Annotated in this window: 12 protein-coding genes; 7 read left to right on the top strand and 5 right to left on the bottom strand. The window is 58.5% G+C overall.

The genetic code is table 11. The annotated features are described in order from the left end of the window. Nucleotides 1-43: 43 nt before the first annotated feature. The gene (locus EI77_RS21510; RefSeq protein ID WP_425606570.1) at nt 44-685 is read right to left on the bottom strand and encodes a superoxide dismutase; all 642 of its coding nucleotides are present in this window, start codon (nt 683-685) and stop codon (nt 44-46) included. A 185-nt stretch (nt 686-870) separates the two neighbouring features. Here EI77_RS21510 and trmB point away from each other — a divergent pair, with 185 nt between their 5' ends. Next, a complete protein-coding gene (gene trmB / locus EI77_RS21505) occupies nt 871-1,464 on the top strand; it encodes a tRNA (guanosine(46)-N7)-methyltransferase TrmB (RefSeq protein ID WP_133797380.1) in 594 nt (197 codons plus the stop codon). A gap of 7 nt (nt 1,465-1,471) precedes the next feature. On the opposite strand, the gene EI77_RS21500 is transcribed toward trmB, so the two are convergent. The 3 genes from EI77_RS21500 to EI77_RS21490 all read right to left on the bottom strand — a co-directional run bounded on the left by EI77_RS21500 (nt 1,472) and on the right by EI77_RS21490 (nt 4,192). Continuing rightward, nucleotides 1,472-2,272, bottom strand: coding sequence for a hypothetical protein (locus EI77_RS21500; protein WP_133797379.1), 801 nt, complete (start codon nt 2,270-2,272; stop codon nt 1,472-1,474). Between the two features lie 30 nt (nt 2,273-2,302). Beyond that, complete coding sequence (locus tag EI77_RS21495; protein WP_133797378.1) at nt 2,303-3,718, bottom strand: DUF1501 domain-containing protein; 1,416 nt, start codon at nt 3,716-3,718, stop codon at nt 2,303-2,305. 96 nt (nt 3,719-3,814) lie between these two features. After that, nucleotides 3,815-4,192 carry a YkvA family protein gene (locus tag EI77_RS21490; RefSeq protein WP_133797377.1) on the bottom strand — a complete coding sequence of 126 codons (378 nt, stop codon included), beginning with the start codon at nt 4,190-4,192 and terminating at the stop codon, nt 3,815-3,817. A 139-nt stretch (nt 4,193-4,331) separates the two neighbouring features. Here EI77_RS21490 and EI77_RS21485 point away from each other — a divergent pair, with 139 nt between their 5' ends. The 4 genes from EI77_RS21485 (at nt 4,332) to EI77_RS21475 (ending at nt 11,176) form a co-directional block, all read left to right on the top strand. Continuing rightward, entirely contained in the window at nt 4,332-5,996 is a 1,665-nt protein-coding gene (locus tag EI77_RS21485) for an ABC transporter substrate-binding protein (RefSeq protein ID WP_133797376.1), read from the top strand. Nucleotides 5,997-6,023: 27 nt separating this feature from the next. Beyond that, nucleotides 6,024-7,715, top strand: a complete 1,692-nt coding sequence (locus EI77_RS21480; protein WP_133797375.1) for an ABC transporter permease — start codon at nt 6,024-6,026, stop codon at nt 7,713-7,715. Between the two features lie 46 nt (nt 7,716-7,761). Then, nucleotides 7,762-7,929 (top strand): hypothetical protein, encoded by a 168-nt coding sequence (locus EI77_RS23465; protein WP_166647432.1) that lies wholly within the window; start codon nt 7,762-7,764, stop codon nt 7,927-7,929. Between the two features lie 157 nt (nt 7,930-8,086). Further along, a complete protein-coding gene (locus EI77_RS21475) occupies nt 8,087-11,176 on the top strand; it encodes a PSD1 and planctomycete cytochrome C domain-containing protein (RefSeq protein WP_133797374.1) in 3,090 nt (1,029 codons plus the stop codon). A 40-nt stretch (nt 11,177-11,216) separates the two neighbouring features. On the opposite strand, the gene EI77_RS21470 is transcribed toward EI77_RS21475, so the two are convergent. Beyond that, a complete protein-coding gene (locus EI77_RS21470; RefSeq protein WP_133797373.1) occupies nt 11,217-12,449 on the bottom strand; it encodes a thymidine phosphorylase in 1,233 nt (410 codons plus the stop codon). Nucleotides 12,450-12,550: 101 nt separating this feature from the next. Here EI77_RS21470 and EI77_RS21465 point away from each other — a divergent pair, with 101 nt between their 5' ends. Together EI77_RS21465 and EI77_RS21460 are read left to right on the top strand one after the other, a co-directional pair. Further along, nucleotides 12,551-15,151, top strand: coding sequence for a VWA domain-containing protein (locus tag EI77_RS21465; protein WP_133797372.1), 2,601 nt, complete (start codon nt 12,551-12,553; stop codon nt 15,149-15,151). 340 nt (nt 15,152-15,491) lie between these two features. Further along, nucleotides 15,492-17,543 (top strand): TonB-dependent receptor plug domain-containing protein, encoded by a 2,052-nt coding sequence (locus EI77_RS21460; protein WP_133797371.1) that lies wholly within the window; start codon nt 15,492-15,494, stop codon nt 17,541-17,543. Nucleotides 17,544-17,615 lie beyond the last annotated feature (72 nt).

The raw sequence follows: 17,615 nt of genomic DNA, 5'->3' as shown, positions 1-17,615 counted from the left end.
GCCATGCGCCTGGATTCCCTCAGCCATTCCCCTCATCGCCTTCTTAGGCTTCCTTGGCGGCGGCATAGCCCTTGGCCACGGCATCCCAGTTCACCACATTCCACCAGGCGGTGATGTAGTCCGGGCGCTTATTCTGATATTTCAGGTAATAAGCGTGCTCCCATACATCCAGACCCAGGATCGGTGTGCCCAGATCTGTATCCGGCACTACGCCCTTCATGAGGGGATTGTCCTGGTTAGGCGTGGAGGTGACGGCCAGTTTGCCATCGGCCTTGACGATCAGCCAGGCCCAGCCGGAGCCGAAGCGCTTCGTGCCGGCTTCACCGAAAAGTTTTTTGAAATCATCCAGGCTGCCAAAGGTGCTCTGGATTGCCTCGCCCAGCTTGCCTTCAGGGGCGGTGGCTCCGCTGCCCGCAGGGGCCATCCACTGCCAGAACCAAGTGTGGTTCACGTGACCGCCGCCGTTATTACGCACGGCCATGCGGGATGCCTCAGGCACTTTAGACAGGTCAGTGATGAGCTTCACCACGTTGTCACCCGAGAGCTTGGTTCCTTCCAGGGCCTTGGTCAGGTTGGTGATGTAGGCCACGTGATGTTTGCCAAAGTGAATGTCCATCGTAGCTGCATCAATGTGCGGCTCCAGGGCGGCGGAGGGATATGGCAGGGGTGCCTGCTCCAGTGAGATGACGGAGGCAGCCTGGGCTCCAGTGCTGATGAAAGAGCCTGCGACGGCAGCCCCAGTGGTGGTAATGAAAAAGCGGCGATTCATGGTAGGATAGTAAGTTTCAGGTTCGTGAAACGGTGACAATTGCCACGGCATTACGGATTACGTTGCACTGCGGTCAAAGTCACGGCTGATTTGTAATCGTAATGTCTCTCTTTATCCCGCCTCATTATTTTCGTGAACTTCAGCCAGCCGAGATTTTCCCAGATGCCACCCGCCTGCTGGAGGTGGAGCTGGGCTGTGGAGACGGCACCTTCCTGGTGGGCATGGCGGCAGAGCATCCTGACCGTGATTATCTAGGCGTGGAACGCATGCTCGGCCGCGTCTCCAAGACCAGCCGCAAGATCGACCGCAAGGGCCTCACCAATGCAAAAGTGATGCGCCTGGAGAGCGGCTACACCGTCGGCTGGCTGCTGCCTGCCGCCTCCGTGACCCGTCTGCATCTCCTGTGCCCGGATCCGTGGCCGAAAAAGAAACACGCGGCACGCCGCTTGGTGAACCAGGATGAATTCCTCAACGGCCTGGCGCGGGTGCTCCAGCCGGGAGGGGAATTTCTGCTCAAAACGGACGACCGCGTTTATTATGAAGACGCGCTGGCCAGCTTCGCCGCACGACCAGACTTTGCGCTTCTGGAATGGCCGGAAGACGCCTTCTTTTATCCCGTCACGGATTTTGAAAGTCACTGGTTAGAAAGTGGCCGGACCATCCACCGCGCACGCTGGCAATTGAAGGCTGCCTGAACACCACTCACTCCAGGGTATTCATGCCCCGCTCTAGACCGTGCATCATCGGCTCGATGAAACGGTATCCTTGGGGAAATTCGATGCGGGCCAGTTCCCCCACCTCAGTAAAATAAAGACGCACCTCCTCCATCTGCAAAACATCCAGGGTGACGATGTAACAACGGCGTTGTTTGCCAGCCAGTTCCATGATGCCCTCGCGTGCTTTCAGCGGCATCGCCTGGGCACCTTCCCGCACTTTGGTTAGCTGGGCCAGCCAGTCCGTTTCCCCGCCAAACGCGCCCTTCATTGCCATCATGGTCTGGATGAACTGGGTATTCATGACCAGTTGCCCTGCTTTTTTTACTTCGATGGCAGGCAGTTTATCCCCTGTTTTCCAGATCACCGTGGCCTGCATATCCGCAGAAACGGACTTCAATTCCAGATCAAAGCTGCTCCACCGCTCCGCATCCTCCAGCTCTCCCGTCAGGCGGTAGGTGACGTCATGCCCCGCGATTTGGGATTCCTTCAAGTCCATGGAGCCGGAAGCCAGCACAGCATACACAGGCGCTTCCTCATCCTCCTCAACATTCCCGTCACGCCTGATGGTGAAGGTGGTATGGCCGATCTTTTCCTTTTCATGATAAAGATGCAGCGTGTTATTAAACGCCGCAGCCTCCGTCAGAAAGAGGTCAAAGACAAACTTGGGCGGCACCACGGCGAAGCGCGAGTGGTCCGGGAAATACGTGTCCCGGATGATGAGTCCAGTCATCACCGCCCAGAAGAGCACCACAACCGCTGATAGAATGCGCCACAGCATGAATGACATACTGACGCCGAACCCGGCCGGATGTAAAGATCAGGCGATCAGCTTCTTCACCAGATTTCCTGCTACTCCCGTCAGGCGGACGTCCAGACCTTGATATTTAACCGTCAGGCGTTTGTGATCAATGCCCAGCAGATGCAGCATGGTGGTGTGCAGATCGTGCACATGCACGACATCCTCCACAGCGCGATAGCCCAGCTCATCCGTGGCTCCGTAGCTGAAACCTGGCTTCACCCCGCCCCCGGCCATGAAGACATTGAAGGCCAGGATGTGGTGGTCACGTCCCGTCCCCTGCCCCATCGGCGTACGGCCAAATTCCCCACCCCACAGGATGAGCGTATCATCCAGCATGCCGCGCTGTTTGAGGTCTTTGATCAGGCCCGCCGTGGCACGGTCCACATCCAGAGCGGCGGATTTCATTCCATCCACAATGCCGCCATGGTGATCCCAGGCACGATGGTAGAGCTGGATCATGCGCACACCGCGCTCCGCCATCCGGCGGGCTAACAAACAGTTGGACGCGAAGCTGCCATCCCCCGGCTCTTTCACACCATACATATCCAGGATGTGCTGCGGCTCGCTTTTCACATCCGTCAGGTCCGGCACACTGGCCTGCATTTTAAAAGCCATTTCATACTGGGCGATGCGGGTCTGGATTTCTGGGTCCAGCTTTTCCTCCGCCAACATGCCATTCAGGCGCTGCACTTCCTCCACCACCTGCCGCTGGGTGCTCTGGCAGACACCGTCTGGACTGCCTAGATAATGCACCGGCTGGCCTTTGGCCTGGAACTGGATACCCTGATACTTGCTGGGCAGAATACCCGCCGACCACTGCCGGGCGGATACCGGTTGCTGTCCGGATTTACCGGCGGAAGTCAGTACTACAAACCCCGGCAGATCACTGGTCTCACAGCCCAGACCATACAGCAGCCAGGAGCCCATGCTGGGCCTTCCTTTAATGATGCTGCCAGTGTTCATGAAGGCATGAGCCGTGTCATGGTTGATCTGCTCCGTCTGCATGGAGCGGACGATGCATAGATCATCAGCCATGCTGCCGATGTTGGGAAACAGCTCCGAGATCTCCTGGCCGCTCTGGCCCCATTTCTTGAAGTCGCAAAAGGCACCGCGTGCGGTCAATTCCGCACCCTGGAGCTGGGCCAGTTGCTGGCCTTTGGTAAACGATTCCGGGAAGGGCTTGCCATCCAGCTCCTTCAGCTTCGGCTTCCAATCGAACGTTTCCAGATGCGATGGCCCGCCCGCCATGCAGAGAAAAATAACCCGCTTCGCCTTCACTGGCAGATGTGGCTTCAGCATCGCTCCGGCCACTCCGCCCTGGGCTTGTTGAGCAAGTCCCGCCAAGGCCATGCCGCCCAGCCCATAGGCCGACTGCGTCAAAAACGCACGGCGGTTCACACTCAAGGCATGGGCTGTGGGATCGAGAGCTTTCATTTCAGGCGGTCAGGAATAATACGCCCGAGATAACCCTACCTTGCCAGCCAAAGCCAGCTTTCAGCCATGGAGGATTCCATCCAACCGCCGTTGAAATCACACGTCCACAATGACGCCATTCCCCTGACCGGTCTTCTGTGCCGCCTGCCATGCCTTGTATTTTTCCAGCTCTCGATCAATGAGCTTCAGGCAAAAAGCCACCACGGTGGCATCATCCAGATACCCCACGCCCAGGATCACATCAGGGATCACGTCCGCAGGGTTGAGCACATACAGCATGGCCAGGGCACTGGCACTGATGACCCAATACGGCACCTCGCGATAACGCCCTGCCCAGTAATCCTTCACCATCTCCAGGATGATCTTTCCCTGCTCCGTCCAATGTTTCAGCTTCGGCAGCTTGTCCTCAATGTCTTTGGAACGCTGGCTGACCTTGGCGATGTCTATATCGTGCTGGGTATCGGACGCTGGCATGGAAGTATTTTGCTCTAAAAGATGGCTCCTGGCGATGATGAAAAAGATTCTTTTTTGGAATCACTGCTCTTTAAAAACATGCCTGGGATGAGAAAAGCCGGATTGCCCTGCTGGCCAGACTCCGCTTGGATACGGGCTGATGTCCGACGTAACCGCCCCTCCTTTTCATAAACGCTGGCGCAAGGAGCTCGCCATCGTCGGGGCATTGCTGGTCACCCTGCTCGCGCCCTTTCTGCTGAAACCTGCGCAGCCCGCCTCCTCCGCCAGCGCCAGCCGCAGGTTGGTCATCGTCACCCCGCATCCCGAGCGGCTGCGGGCGGAATTTGGCCAGGCCTTTGTCCGGCATTGGAAGGAAAAGACGGGTGAAACCGTGGCCATGGACTGGCGGGTACCCGGCGGGACGTCCGAAATCGCCGTCATGCTGAAGTCCGAATACAGCGCCGCCTTTCAGCAATACTGGACGCGCAAACTGGGCAAGGAGTGGACCTCGGCGACGGCGCAAAATTTCATGAATGCCAAAGCACCGGCGGATGATCCGGCGCGCCAGGCTTTCCTAAAATCCCGCGTCGGCATCGGCATGGATGTCTTCTTCGGCGGCGGGGCCTATGACCTCCAAATCCAGGCGGAATCAGGAACCCTCGTAGCCGAAAACGAGCCCGGCACCGGCATCGCCGAGCTGAAGAAAACACACCCCGAATGGTTCAGTGACAAAGGCATCCCGGAGATGGTCAGTGGCGAGCCTTTCCGCGATCCAAAAGACCGCTGGGTGGCGAGCTGCCTGTCCAGCTTTGGCATCGTCTTTAACCGGGATGTACTCAAGCGCTTGGGCATCGAAAAAGAACCCTCCCAGTGGCGTGATCTGGCAGACCCGCGCCTCTTTGGCCAATTGGCCCTAGCCGATCCTGGCCGCAGCGGCACCGTCACCAAGGCTTTCGAAATGCTCATCCAGCAGGAAATGCAGGAGGCCATCACCCGACTGACTCAAAATCCGGGAAATCTAAAAACGCCGCAAGAGATCGAAAGCGCCGGCATTCACGAAGGCTGGAGCAAGGGCCTCAACCTGATCCAGCGCATCAGTGCCAATTCACGCTACTTTGCCGACAGCTCCAGCAAGATCCCCCTGGATGTGGCACGCGGCGATGCTGCAGCGGGCATGTGCATTGATTATTACGGGCGCTCCACGGAGGAGGAAACAAGGAGGCCCGATGGCACCTCACGGGTGCGTTTCATCATGCCAGTTGGAGGCAGTTCCGTCAGCGTCGATCCCATTGGCATGTTTCGCGGTGCGCCCGAGTCAGAATTGGCCACCGCATTCATCGAGTTCGTGCTCAGCGATGCCGGGCAGAAGGTCTGGTCCTACCGTGCAGGCACACCCGGCGGCCCGGTCCGCAGCGCGTTACGCCGCCTCGCCGCACGGAAGGATTTTTATACCCCGGAGCATCAGGCGCACATGAGTGATCCCGCTGAGCTGCCGTATGAACAGGCCAAAGCCTTCACCTACCATCCAGAGTGGACTGCCGCCGCCTTCAGCACCCTGCGTTTCCTCATCCGCGTGATGTGTGTGGATACCCATCTGGAGCAAAAAGAGGCCTGGCAGGCCCTCGTCCGCTCAGGGATGCCTCCGCGCGCCACACAGACCTTTGAGGAACTGAACAACGTCCGGTACGATACCGCCATCGGCTCCATCACCCAAGTCGTCCGCTCCCGTGATAAAGTGGCTGAAACCCGCCTCGCCCGGACTTTGGGCGATGCTTTCCGCAATAACTACGAGCTGGCCCGTCACCTGGCAGGCAAGGGAGAATAACCAGCCTGCTGTTCTAAATTTCGCACCATGTCACGCTCCCTCGCCCTCCTTGTGTCTGGCATCATGGCCGCCTTTTTCGGCTGCTTTTTTGCCTATCCCATCTGGACGACCGTGAAGCTTGCCTTTGAGACGCCAGACCACCGTTTTACCCTGGAGTTTGTCTGCGAAGTTTTCATGAACACCCTCTACCGCGAGGGGTTGATCAATTCGTTCGTCATCGCCATCTGGACAACGCTGGGCTGCCTGCTCATCTCGCTGCCGCTGGCCGTGCTCTTTGTTCGTTATACGTTTCCTGGCAAGACACTGCTCAACAGTCTGGTGCTCACTCCCTTGGTACTGCCGCCCTTTGTCGGTGCCATTGGCATCAAGGCGATCCTGGGCCAAGCCGGTTCTCTGAATGCGCTGCTGATTGATCTCGGCCTCATGAACGCCCAGCATCCAACGGACTGGCTGGGTGAGGGGCAGATGCTGGGCATCGTCATCATGGAGGTGCTGCACCTTTATCCCATCCTGTATCTGAATGTGGCCGCAGCCCTCGCCAATCTGGATCCCGCCATGGAAGAGGCGGCGGCAAATTTGGGCTGCTCACCGCTTCAGCGTTTCTGGCGGGTCACGCTGCCGCTGATCATGCCGGGTATCTTTGCCGGGGGCACCCTGGTTTTCATCTGGGCTTTCACAGAGCTCGGCGTGCCGCTGGTCTTCGACTACGACCGCGTGACCTCAGTGCAGATTTTCCGCTCCCTCAATGACCTCAGTGACAACCCCTTCCCTTATGCCCTCGTCGTGGTCATGCTGGTCTTCAGCACGCTCATCTATCTGGTGGGCAAAGTCTTCTTTGGCCGTGCCGATGCCACCGGCGGCGGACGCGCCACCACCGGGCGCGAGACCTTGAGGCTGCCCCTTGGCCTCGGCTGGCTGTGCACGCTGGTTTTTGCCCTGGTGACCTTTGTCGCTGTACTGCCACACCTCGGCGTGGTCATGCTCAGCTTTGCGGATGACTGGTATGGCACCGTGCTTCCCCAGGCTTTCACCCTGGATCATTACCAGGAGGCGCTAGGCCATGAGATCACCCTCAGCGCCATTGCCAACAGCCTGAAATACTCCGTCATCGCCATCCTGTTCGCTTTATTGTTAGGCATCGGTGTGGCCTACGTGAATGTGCGCACCCGCATTTGGGGCCGCCAGTTGCTGGATGCCATGGCCATGCTGCCTCTGGCTGTGCCGGGCGTTGTGCTGGCCTTTGGTTACCTGGCCATGACCCGGCCCGGCCAGTACTTCGACTGGCTGATCCTGGATGAAAATCCCGTCCTCATCCTGGTCATCGCCTATGCGGTCCGCCGGTTGCCTTTCATCGTCCGCTCCGCCTCCGCTGGTTTTCAGCAGGTCAGTCCCACGCTGGAAGAAGCTGCGCAAAACCTCGGTGCCACACCGGAGAGAGCCCTCTGGCGCATCACCCTGCCGCTGGTGGCTCCGCATCTGCTGGCAGGTGCGTTGCTAGCCTTTGCCTTCGCCATGCTGGAGGTCAGTGATTCCATGATCCTGGCGCAGCAGGCCGCTCATTTCCCCATCACCAAAGCCATCTATTTCCTCGTCATGGCCCTCGGCAACGGCCCCAGCCTGGCCTCCGCACTCGGTGTCTGGGCCATGATCTTCCTCACCATCACCATCACCGGTGCAGCCCTGCTCCTGGGAAAAAAGCTGGGCGCATTGTTCCGTTAGTGACATTTCACCTTCCCTTTCCGCCACCTCTCCCTCATCTTCTCCCATGTCACGCCGCCGCCGTCTTTCCCCGCCCTGGCTTCCCGGCTTTTGGCCCATGGTCGCCTTCCTCCTGCTGCTGGGCAGTGTCGCCGGCTACTATTATGGCCTGGCCAAACTGACGGACTTTAAAAAAGTGCCGCCCGAACCTGCGGCCAAGCCCGCGCCCAAATGACCTGGGATAGGGACCGCCAGCCACCCGAGTCCATAGCCTGCGGATGGCATTGATCCCTAACCGGGGATATGACTATCCTGCGCAGCCGGATGAAGCATGCTGCCTGTTCGCCATGTACTTGTAATGCGGAGCCTGTGGCGGACGTACTGACGGGTGGATGCGTACCTTCTTTGTCATCGCTTTTACGACGCTCGCCGCCCAGGCTGCGCAGGCTGCTACCCGGCTGGATTTTAACCGGGACATCCGGCCCATCCTCAGTGACAACTGCTTTGCCTGCCATGGCTACGATGCGAAAAAGCGGAAGGCGGATCTGCGGCTGGATACTCCAGAGGGCGCGTATCAGGTCATCGACGGTGTGCAGGCCGTGAAGCCTGGCGACCCGGCGGGCAGTAGCATCATCACCCGCATCCTGAGCAAGGATGAAGACGAAATCATGCCGCCGCCGGAATCGCATAAAAAGATCACCCCCCAACAGGCGGAGATCCTTCAGCGATGGATCAAAGAAGGCGCGCAGTACCAGAAGCACTGGGCTTTTGAGAAACCCGTGAAAGCGGCGACGCCGAAGGTGAAGAGCGCGCTCGTACGCAATCCCATTGACGCGTTTGTGCAAGATCGGCTGAGGCAAGAAGGGCTGGCACCTGCGCCGGAGGCCTCCAAAGAAACACTGATCCGCCGGGTGACACTGGACCTCACCGGCCTGCCGCCGACACTGGCGGAGGTGGATGCCTTTCTGGCGGACACGGGAGCGGATGCGTATGAAAAAGTGGTGTCGCGACTTTTAAAATCGGAACGGTATGGGGAGCACATGGGCCGCTACTGGCTGGATGCAGCCCGCTATGCGGATACCCATGGTCTGCACCTGGACAATGAACGCAGCATGTGGCCGTATCGCGACTGGGTGGTGCGTGCCTTCAATGACAATCTGCCCTTTGATGAATTCACCCGCTGGCAACTCGCCGGAGACTTGCTGCCGAATGCGACGGTGGACCAGCAGATTGCCTCTGGATTCAACCGCTGCAATGTGACGACGAGCGAGGGCGGCTCCATCGCGGAGGAGTTTGTTTTTCGTTATGCGGTAGATCGTACGGATACCACGGTGGCTGTCTGGATGGGCCTGACTGCGGGCTGCGCCGTTTGTCATGACCACAAGTTTGACCCCATCAGCCAAAAGGAATTTTATGCGCTGTATTCGTTCTTTAACAGCGCTGCGGACCCGGCCATGGATGGCAACATTCTGCTGACACCGCCCATCCTGCGGCTTTCCACCCCCGAACAAAAAGTGCAGCTGACAAAGCTGGACCAGGCCATCACGGCCAAGCAGGAGGAGATTAAACAGGCGATAGCGAAGATCGAATACACCGACCCGGCCAGCCTGACGCCACCGCCGCCCGTTCAGAAGACGGAGGTGGTGTGGTTTGAAGACAGCTTTCCTCCTGGCGTCACCGTGAATGGTGCTGGCGGTGAACCGACCACGCTGGTGAGCAAAAAAGACGGACCTGTCTTCAGTGGCGAGATGGCACTCCGGCGCACGGCCACGGCGGTGGCGCAGGATTTTTTCAGCGATGGAGCCACCTTTGATGTTCCGGCGAATGGGGTCATCAGCGTGCAGTGTTTCCTGGATCCGCAAAATCCACCCTCATCCATCATGCTGCAATTTTTTGTCGGCGGTGGCTGGAATCACCGTGCCTTCTGGGGTGAGGAAGGAGCCATCCCGTTTGGCAAAGTGCGCACGCCAGAACGTGTCAAAATGGGGGCTCTGCCGAAAGCGGGCGAGTGGGTAAAACTGGACGTTCCCATTGAAAAACTGGGGCTGAAGCCGGGCATGAAGGTGACGGGTTATGCGTTCACTCAATTCGCTGGCACCGTGTCCTGGGACCGGCTGAGCATGAGCTCGCGGGTGGATCCGGCGAAGGATGCACAGTGGTCATGGAGTGTGTGGCTAACGAAAAACCAGGGCCGCCGGGTGGCTGAGCTGCCGCAGGATCTGCAAATGCTGGTGCGTGGCAAAAAGGTGACGGAGTGGACAGAAGCGGAGACGAAAAGCGTGAAGGACTGGTGGTATGAAAATGAGTACCAGGGCGCGCGGGAAATCGTGAACGGGGTGCGTGGTGAGAAGCTGGCGCTGGAATCCCAACGGAAGGCACTGGAGGATGTGATCCCGGCCACCTTCATCATGGCAGATCTGCCGCAGCCGAGAGAAAGCTTCGTCATGAACCGCGGCCTGTATGATCAGCCGGGGGAAAAGGTGAGCCGTGGCACACCCGCCGTCTTCCCGCCCCTGCCCAATGCGGAGCAGCCATCACGACTGGACCTGGCCAACTGGCTGGTTTCCCCCGAACATCCCTTAACTGCACGGGTGACGGTGAATCGCTTGTGGCAGCAGTTTTTCGGCACAGGTCTGGTGAAGACGACGAATGACTTTGGCTCCCAGGGTGAGCCGCCGAGCCATCCGGAGCTGCTCGACTGGCTGGCGGTGACCTTCCGTGAAAACGGCTGGGACATGAAGGCTTTTGTTCAGGGTATCGTCACCTCGCACACTTACCGGCAGACTGCGGAATTCACTCCAGAGAGCCTGAACAAAGATCCTGAAAACCGTCTGCTGGCACGTGGGCCGCGCTTCCGTGCGGATGCAGAAGTGGTGCGTGATAGCGCCCTCTTTGTGAGCGGGCTGCTGAGTCCGAAGATCGGCGGCAAAGGGGTGCGGCCTTATCAGCCGGAGAATATCTGGGAGCCAGTGGGCTTTGGCGGTAGCAATACCCGCAACTATGTGCAGGACACGGGTGAATCCCTGTATCGCCGCAGCCTTTATACCTTCTGGAAGCGCACCGCACCACCACCAGGGATGACGAACTTCGATGCGCCTAACCGGGAATCGTACTGCCTGCGTCGGGAGCGCAGCAACACCCCGCTGCAGGCGCTGAACCTGATGAATGATGTGCAATACTTCGAGGCAGCGCGCCACTTCGCCCAACAACTTTTGCTTCAAAAGAATGACAGCACCGATGCGCGGATCACGAAAGCTTTCCGCAGTGCAACGGGACGCTACCCCACAGCGCAGGAGGCTGAGATCGTCCTCCAGGCGTTGAAACAGCATCTGGCGGAATACAAGGCACGGCCGGAGGAAGCGAAGCTGGCGATCAGCTTTGGTGAATCCAAGCCAGATGCGAACCTGGACGTGAGCGAACTGGCCGCTTGGACCATGGTGGCAAACTTGCTGCTGAACCTGGATGAGATGGTGACGAAGTGAGCAAGTGCACCCGGTGATGCAACAGGCTCCCGGCTTCTGCTTACCGAATATCCACGCCTTGAGCGATGGCTTTCTCAGCTTCCTCCGCATCGGCTTGGCTACGGGCATGAATGCGCAGCAGCACCTCACCCGCTTGGATTTCCTGGCCAACCTTGCGCAGCCCGTCCACGCCGACGGCGGGATCGATTCGGTCGGTGGCTTTGGCTCGTCCTGCGCCGAGGGCAAGGACGGCGCGGCCAAGGGTGCCTGCATCCAAGCGCCGAAGATGGCCACTGCGGTCAGCGATCATCTCATGGATGACGGGTGCGCGGTGAATTTTGTGCAAGCGCTCCAGGCTTTCCACACGCCCACCCTGGACGGTGACCATGTGCTGAAATTTGGCATAGGCGCGGCCATCATGCAGCATCTGCCGCAGTTCCGCGCGGGAGGAGATGGAGACGGCGCAAGCCAGGTCCAGGACGATGTTTTCCAGGTCCGGTGGCCCCTGGCCCTGGAGGCAGCGGAGGCATTCGATGACTTCCAGGGCATTGCCTGCGGATTCTCCCGTGGCCTCATCCATGGGGCTGAGGCGGACGCTGGAACGGACACCTAAAGCACGGCCCACGCTGACCATGCTCTCCGCCAGAGCCTGGGCCTGCTCACGGGTCTGCATGAAGGCTCCACTGCCGTATTTGACATCAAGAATGAGGCGGTTCAGTCCCTCGGCAAGCTTCTTCCCCATGATGCTGGAGGTCAGCAGCGGGATGCTCTGGATGGTGCCGGTGACATCCCGGAGAGCGTAGAGTTTTTTATCGGCGGGACAAAGGTTGGCGGTTTGGCCGACCATGAGGCAACCGGTGATGGGCAGGGTTTTATAGATTTCGGATTCGCTGAGTTGGGTGCGGAATCCAGGGATGGACTCCAGCTTGTCCAGTGTACCGCCGGTGATGCCGAGACCACGTCCGGAGATCATGGGCACCCACAGACCATCACAGGCCAGCAAGGGGGCGAGGATGAGGGAGGTCTTATCCCCGATCCCTCCAGTGGAGTGTTTGTCCACGCGCATGGGAGCGTCCTTAGGCCAGTGCAGGACGGTGCCACTGCGCAGCATCGCCTCAGTCAGCGCGGCCGTTTCATCACCGCTCATGCCTTTGAAGAAAATGGCCATGGCCAGTGCGCTCATCTGATAATCCGGCATGTCCCCCTGCGCATAGGCGGTGATGAGAAAGCGGATCTGCTCTGCGGACAGGGCATGGCCATCGCGCTTGGCTTCAATGAGAGAAGGGATGTGCATGGTGAGCGGAGGACCAGGACTGGTGAACGAAGTGAGAGTGAAGTCTATGAGGTATTCGCTTGGAAGTGCGGCATTTGTCCCTAGCGTTGCGTTTAATTCACATGGACTGGGAATCGCCGAAACTTTTGCTGCTGGCTCTGCCCGCCCTGGCTTTACTGCTGTGGTTTGAAAGCCAGTCGGCGCATCCCATGGACGGACTGAGGAAAAGGCTGCTCCTGGTGGTGCGTGCACTGGGCATCCTGCTGGCACTGGCGGCGCTGGCGGGTCCGGCACGGATTTCACAGACGGGTAAAAAAGCGCTGGGCATCGTGGTGGATGCCAGCCAGAGCCAGGGGACGGAAGGGCTGACCAAGGGACTGGCGGAGGCCGCCCGCCTGCAAAGCCGCCTGGGGGATGACACGGAAAGTTTCATCGTCATGCTGGGGGATAAACCCGTACTGACACCGAAGGGACCGCAACCGGTGAACAATCTGACCCGCTTCCAAACGGAGCACGGCGGCGACAGTCATTACAGTGCGGCCATTGAGTACGCAGAGGCGCTTTTTCCCGCCGGGGCCAGCCGGGACATCGTCATCATCGGGGACGGGCATGAAACGCGGGGAGATCTGCTGGAGGCTGCCCGGCAGGCCAGTGTGGCCGGGGTGCGTCTGCATGCGCTGCCCATCGCAGGCCCCCGCAAGCCGGATGCGCGCATCCGCGAGCTGACGGCCAGCCGGGCACGGCTGAATGAAGGGGCGACGCTGAAACTGACGGCGCAGATCGAGTCCACGCTGGATGCGCAGGGCACGCTGAAGCTCTACGAAAACGGGATTCAGGTGGAGCAGCGGCCCGTCACCCTCAAAGCCGGAGTGGCCCTGGCGGAAACCTTTACCCGGACGCCTGGGGAACGAAACATTTTCAAATATCGCGCGGTGCTGGAAGGCATCGGCGGGGACTCCATCCCGGCGAATAACAGTGCACTCACCCTGGTGGATGTGCGCGGGCGGCTGCGGCTGCTTTACCTGGACAGTGAGGGTGGTGAAGCTGCGTATCTGGCGCAAGCGATGGCCAAGGAGGGCATCGAGCTGGATCTGCGGCAGCCGGGGAATATCCCTTCGACGCTGGATCAGCTCTCCGGTTATGACGGCATCATCGTCAGCGATGTACCTGCTCATGTATTGGGCGAGGGGACGATGAATGCGATGCGGGACTATGTGGACAAGCTGGGCGGCGGCTTTTTGATGCTGGGCGGGCCGAACAGCTTCGGCCTGGGCGGCTATTACAAGACACCGGTGGATGACTTGCTGCCGGTGCGGTTGAAGGCCCCGGATGAGGAGGAAAAACAAAGCGCGGCAGTGGCCATCGTCATGGACCGGTCCGGCTCCATGGCGGGTGAAAAGCTGGAGATGGCCAAGAGTGCCTCCATCGCCACGGCGGAGGTGCTGGGGCGCAATGATTTCATCGGCGTGTATGCTTTTGACAGTGAGGCGCATGTGGTGGCGCCGATGACGCGGCTGACCTCCACAGCGACGGTGGCGGGGCAGATTTCCGCCGTGGCCTCCGGTGGCGGGACCAACCTGCAGCCTGCCTTTGAAGAAGGCCGCGAGGCTCTGCGCCGGGTGAAGGCCAAGGTGAAGCACATGATCATCCTGACCGATGGGCAGACCTCCGGCTCAGGTTATGAAGCGATGGCCGCGCAATGCCGGGGCGAGGGCATCACCATTTCCACCGTTTCCATCGGTGAAGGCTCACATGTGGCGCTGCTCCAGGCCATCGCCAGCAGCGGCGGCGGGCAGTCCTATACCACGACGGATGCGACGAACATCAGCCGCATTTTCACCCAGGATACCCTCATGCACACAGGCCGGATGATGCGCGAGGAGCCTTTCATCCCGGTGCTGGTGGAAAAGCATGCGATGCTGGCAGGTTTTGATAAATGGACCTCCCCTGACCTGCTGGGCTATGTGAAAACGATCCGCAAGGCGACGGCGCAGGTGCCGCTGGTGACGGATACGGGAGATCCCCTGCTGGCGCACTGGCGCTTCGGCTTGGGCAAGGTCACCGCTTTCACCAGTGATGCAAAAAGCCGCTGGGCGTCTCTGTGGATCGCCCGCTGGCCGGAGTTCAGCCGCTTTTGGTCCCAAGTGCTGCGGGAAACCGCCCGCCCGCCGCAGGGACGGCACATGGACCTGGCCACGGAAATGCGCGGGGATGATGCACTCCTGCGGGTGGACCTGCAGGAAGATGCGGGCACCCGCTCCAATGATGCGCAGGTGCAGGCGGAGGTATTCTTCGTCGCCGCAGATGCACTGGGCGCGCCCCTGAAGCCGGTGCAAAATCTCACCCTGGGCCAGAGCGGCCCAGGTTTGTATGAAGGCAGTTTCCGACCGGATCAGCCGGGGGTATACCTCGTCCGGGCGCAAAGCGGTGCGGAAATGGTCTCCGCCGGCCTGATTCATAATCCAAGTAGCGAAGCCAGCCTGGGCACGGTGAATGAAGATTTATTGGACCGCGCCACGAAGCTGACCGGCGGAAAAATTCTGAAACCCGGTGAACTGCCGGACATGAGCGAGACACGCGCTGTACAATACATTGAGCTTTGGCCCCCCCTCATCCTGACCCTGCTGCTGCTTTTCCTTGTGGATTTGGGTATTCGCCGCTGGGAGCATGTGCAGGGCCTGTGGGAAATCGCGATGGCGATGGTGAAGCGCGGGAAGGCGTAGGCGGGTGGGTATAAACTGAGGATTTTTAAGTCTTCAGGGGCTGCCGCCCAGGTGAAAGACGCGATTTCCACTGAATTCCAGAGCCAGTTACAGTGCTTTTGGCAGAGCCGTCTTTAAGCGAATATCCATGCAATATGCAATCAAAGCGGAAAGGCGTTGATAATATCCATATTTAATTGCATGTTTTGGATCAATAATAGCTACCAGACACTGATCTTCACTTCTTCTTTTCAGTCATGGCTTATTTACAATGCTGCTCCCTTCACCTTTTCATTCGACCCGCTGGTGAGGAAATGAGAGCATTCGGAACATTTGATCATTTATAAAGGTTTTTCTGTCTGTGAGTAAAGTTTTTACCATCACCAAAACAATCTTCCGCGCAGGAGTCCTGCTGCTGGCGAAGATTCTATTGTGTGCGGAGAGTGTAAAGGCAGCGGATGAAGAAGGACCGAACGTGAAAGAACTGGCCGCACTGGACTACGGTGACTTGAGCCTGGAACAACTGATGGATATCAAGCTGGACTCCGTCTATGGGGCCTCCAAATTCGACCAGAAAATAAGCCAGGCACCGGCATCCGTGACCATCGTGACGGCCAATGAGATCCAGATGCTGGGGCACCGAACGCTGGCGGATGTACTGAACGGGGTGGGCGGGGTGTATGTGACTTATGACCGGAATTATTCTGCGGTGGGGATGCGGGGGTTTAACCGGCCAAGTGATTACAATACACGAGTGCTGCTTCTCGTGGACGGTCACCGGATGAATGATGACCTTTATAGTTCAGCCTTGATCGGCACCGAGGGAATGCTGGACGTGGATCTGATTGAGCGTGTGGAGGTGATCCGGGGGCCGAGTTCTTCAATCTACGGCAACAGTGCGTTTCTGGGGGTGATCAATGTAGTGACGAGGAAGCCTAGTCAGATCAATGGCACCGAGGCGGCCTTTGCTGTGGGCAGTTTCGACAGTTACAAGGGCCGCTTTACTTACGGCAAGAGTTTCAAAAACGGGGTGGAGTTAGTGCTTTCAGGATCCGTGCTTTCATCGGACGGACAGCAGGGGCTGTATTTTGAGGAATTCAATACGGCAGGGAATAACGGCGGGGTGGCGGACGGGATCGACGGAGATTATTCACAGAGCCTGTTTGGGAGCCTGAGCTATGAGGCTTTCACGCTGACGGCAGGCTGGTCGCGGAGGGAGAAACAGGTGCCGACGGCTTCTTACGGGACCATTTTTAATGACCGCAGGCAAAGAACCGTGGATGAGCGATTTTTCGCTAACCTGAAGTTCGAACACAGCTTTACCGGCGGGACGGAGATGACGGCGCGCGTGTTTTACGACCACTACTCCTACCTGGGGACTTACCCGTATGACGACGTGCTGCCTGCGTATGTGAATGTCGATGACCATGCTGCTGAGGGCATCGGTGCGGAACTGCAATTTACGCGCACTTTTTTAGACCGTCATACGGTGATTGTCGGAGCCGAATACCGGCACAGCCTGAGCCTTTATCAGGCAGGGTATTCAACAGACCCGACGGCGTACTTTTTCGAGGATGAAAGGGAAACCGTCACCTTGGGGATCTATACGCAGGCGGAGATTAAACTCAGGGATGATTTACTGCTGAACGGGGGTCTGAGGTATGATTACTTCAGCAACTTCGGAGGCACGGCAAATCCTCGGGTGGGACTGATTTATACTCCCTGGGAAAAGAGCACTTTTAAGCTTCTGTACGGTCAGGCTTATCGTGCGCCCAATGCGTATGAGATGTATTTGGAAAGCCCTGGGTATAACAAGTCAAATCTGTGGCTGGAGCCCGAGACCATTCATACCTATGAGCTGGTGTATGAGCAAATCCTGCCAAAGAATTTGAGGCTCAATGTTTCAGCCTATCACTATGAAATCGACGATCTGATTACCCAGGAGATCGACCCTGTGGACGGGCTGTATGTCTTTAATAATGTCGATAATGTGCGCTCCAACGGACTCGAGGTCGAACTGGAAGGCCGGTATGCGCGTGGACTCAACCTGCGTGCCAGTTATGCCCTGCAACGGACGGAGGATGAGGCGACGGGGGAGGAGCTGAGCAATTCACCCCGCCATCTGGCGAAGCTGAAGCTGATCCTGCCACTCTATAAGGAGAAGCTATATGGCGGTCTGGAACTGCAATATACCGGGGATGTGACCACGGCGACAGGCAAACACAATTCGGGATTCCTGATCGCGAATGCGACGTTGTTCAGCCGTGAGGTGATGAAGAACCTGGAGCTGTCCGCCACCCTTTATAACCTTTTTGACACCGAATACTCACACCCTTCCGTGGCGGGTAACGTCCAGGATACGATCCCACAGGATGGGCGCAGTTTCCGACTGAAATTCACTTATACTTTTTAACTCTTTGCCTTTCCTGCGCCTCCAGCGATCAAAGCCTTCCTTTTTCAAACCTCTGCACAGGTTTGCTTGGAC

Origin of the sequence: Prosthecobacter fusiformis (assembly GCF_004364345.1) — a bacterium.
Taxonomy (GTDB): Bacteria; Verrucomicrobiota; Verrucomicrobiia; order Verrucomicrobiales; family Verrucomicrobiaceae; genus Prosthecobacter; species Prosthecobacter fusiformis.
This window is presented reverse-complemented; position numbering and strand designations above follow the sequence as displayed.

Bases quoted from the DNA above. Each gene is read 5' to 3' on its own strand.
- EI77_RS21480 (WP_133797375.1), top strand. From the start codon at position 6,024: ATGTCACGCTCCCTCGCCCTCCTTGTGTCTGGCATCATGGCCGCCTTT.
- EI77_RS21495 (WP_133797378.1), bottom strand. From the start codon at position 3,718: ATGAAAGCTCTCGATCCCACAGCCCATGCCTTGAGTGTGAACCGCCGT.
- EI77_RS21465 (WP_133797372.1), top strand. From the start codon at position 12,551: ATGGACTGGGAATCGCCGAAACTTTTGCTGCTGGCTCTGCCCGCCCTG.
- EI77_RS21475 (WP_133797374.1), top strand. From the start codon at position 8,087: ATGCGTACCTTCTTTGTCATCGCTTTTACGACGCTCGCCGCCCAGGCT.
- EI77_RS21485 (WP_133797376.1), top strand. From the start codon at position 4,332: ATGTCCGACGTAACCGCCCCTCCTTTTCATAAACGCTGGCGCAAGGAG.
- EI77_RS21490 (WP_133797377.1), bottom strand. From the start codon at position 4,192: ATGCCAGCGTCCGATACCCAGCACGATATAGACATCGCCAAGGTCAGC.
- EI77_RS21500 (WP_133797379.1), bottom strand. From the start codon at position 2,272: ATGTCATTCATGCTGTGGCGCATTCTATCAGCGGTTGTGGTGCTCTTC.
- EI77_RS21470 (WP_133797373.1), bottom strand. From the start codon at position 12,449: ATGCACATCCCTTCTCTCATTGAAGCCAAGCGCGATGGCCATGCCCTG.
- EI77_RS23465 (WP_166647432.1), top strand. From the start codon at position 7,762: ATGTCACGCCGCCGCCGTCTTTCCCCGCCCTGGCTTCCCGGCTTTTGG.
- trmB (WP_133797380.1), top strand. From the start codon at position 871: ATGTCTCTCTTTATCCCGCCTCATTATTTTCGTGAACTTCAGCCAGCC.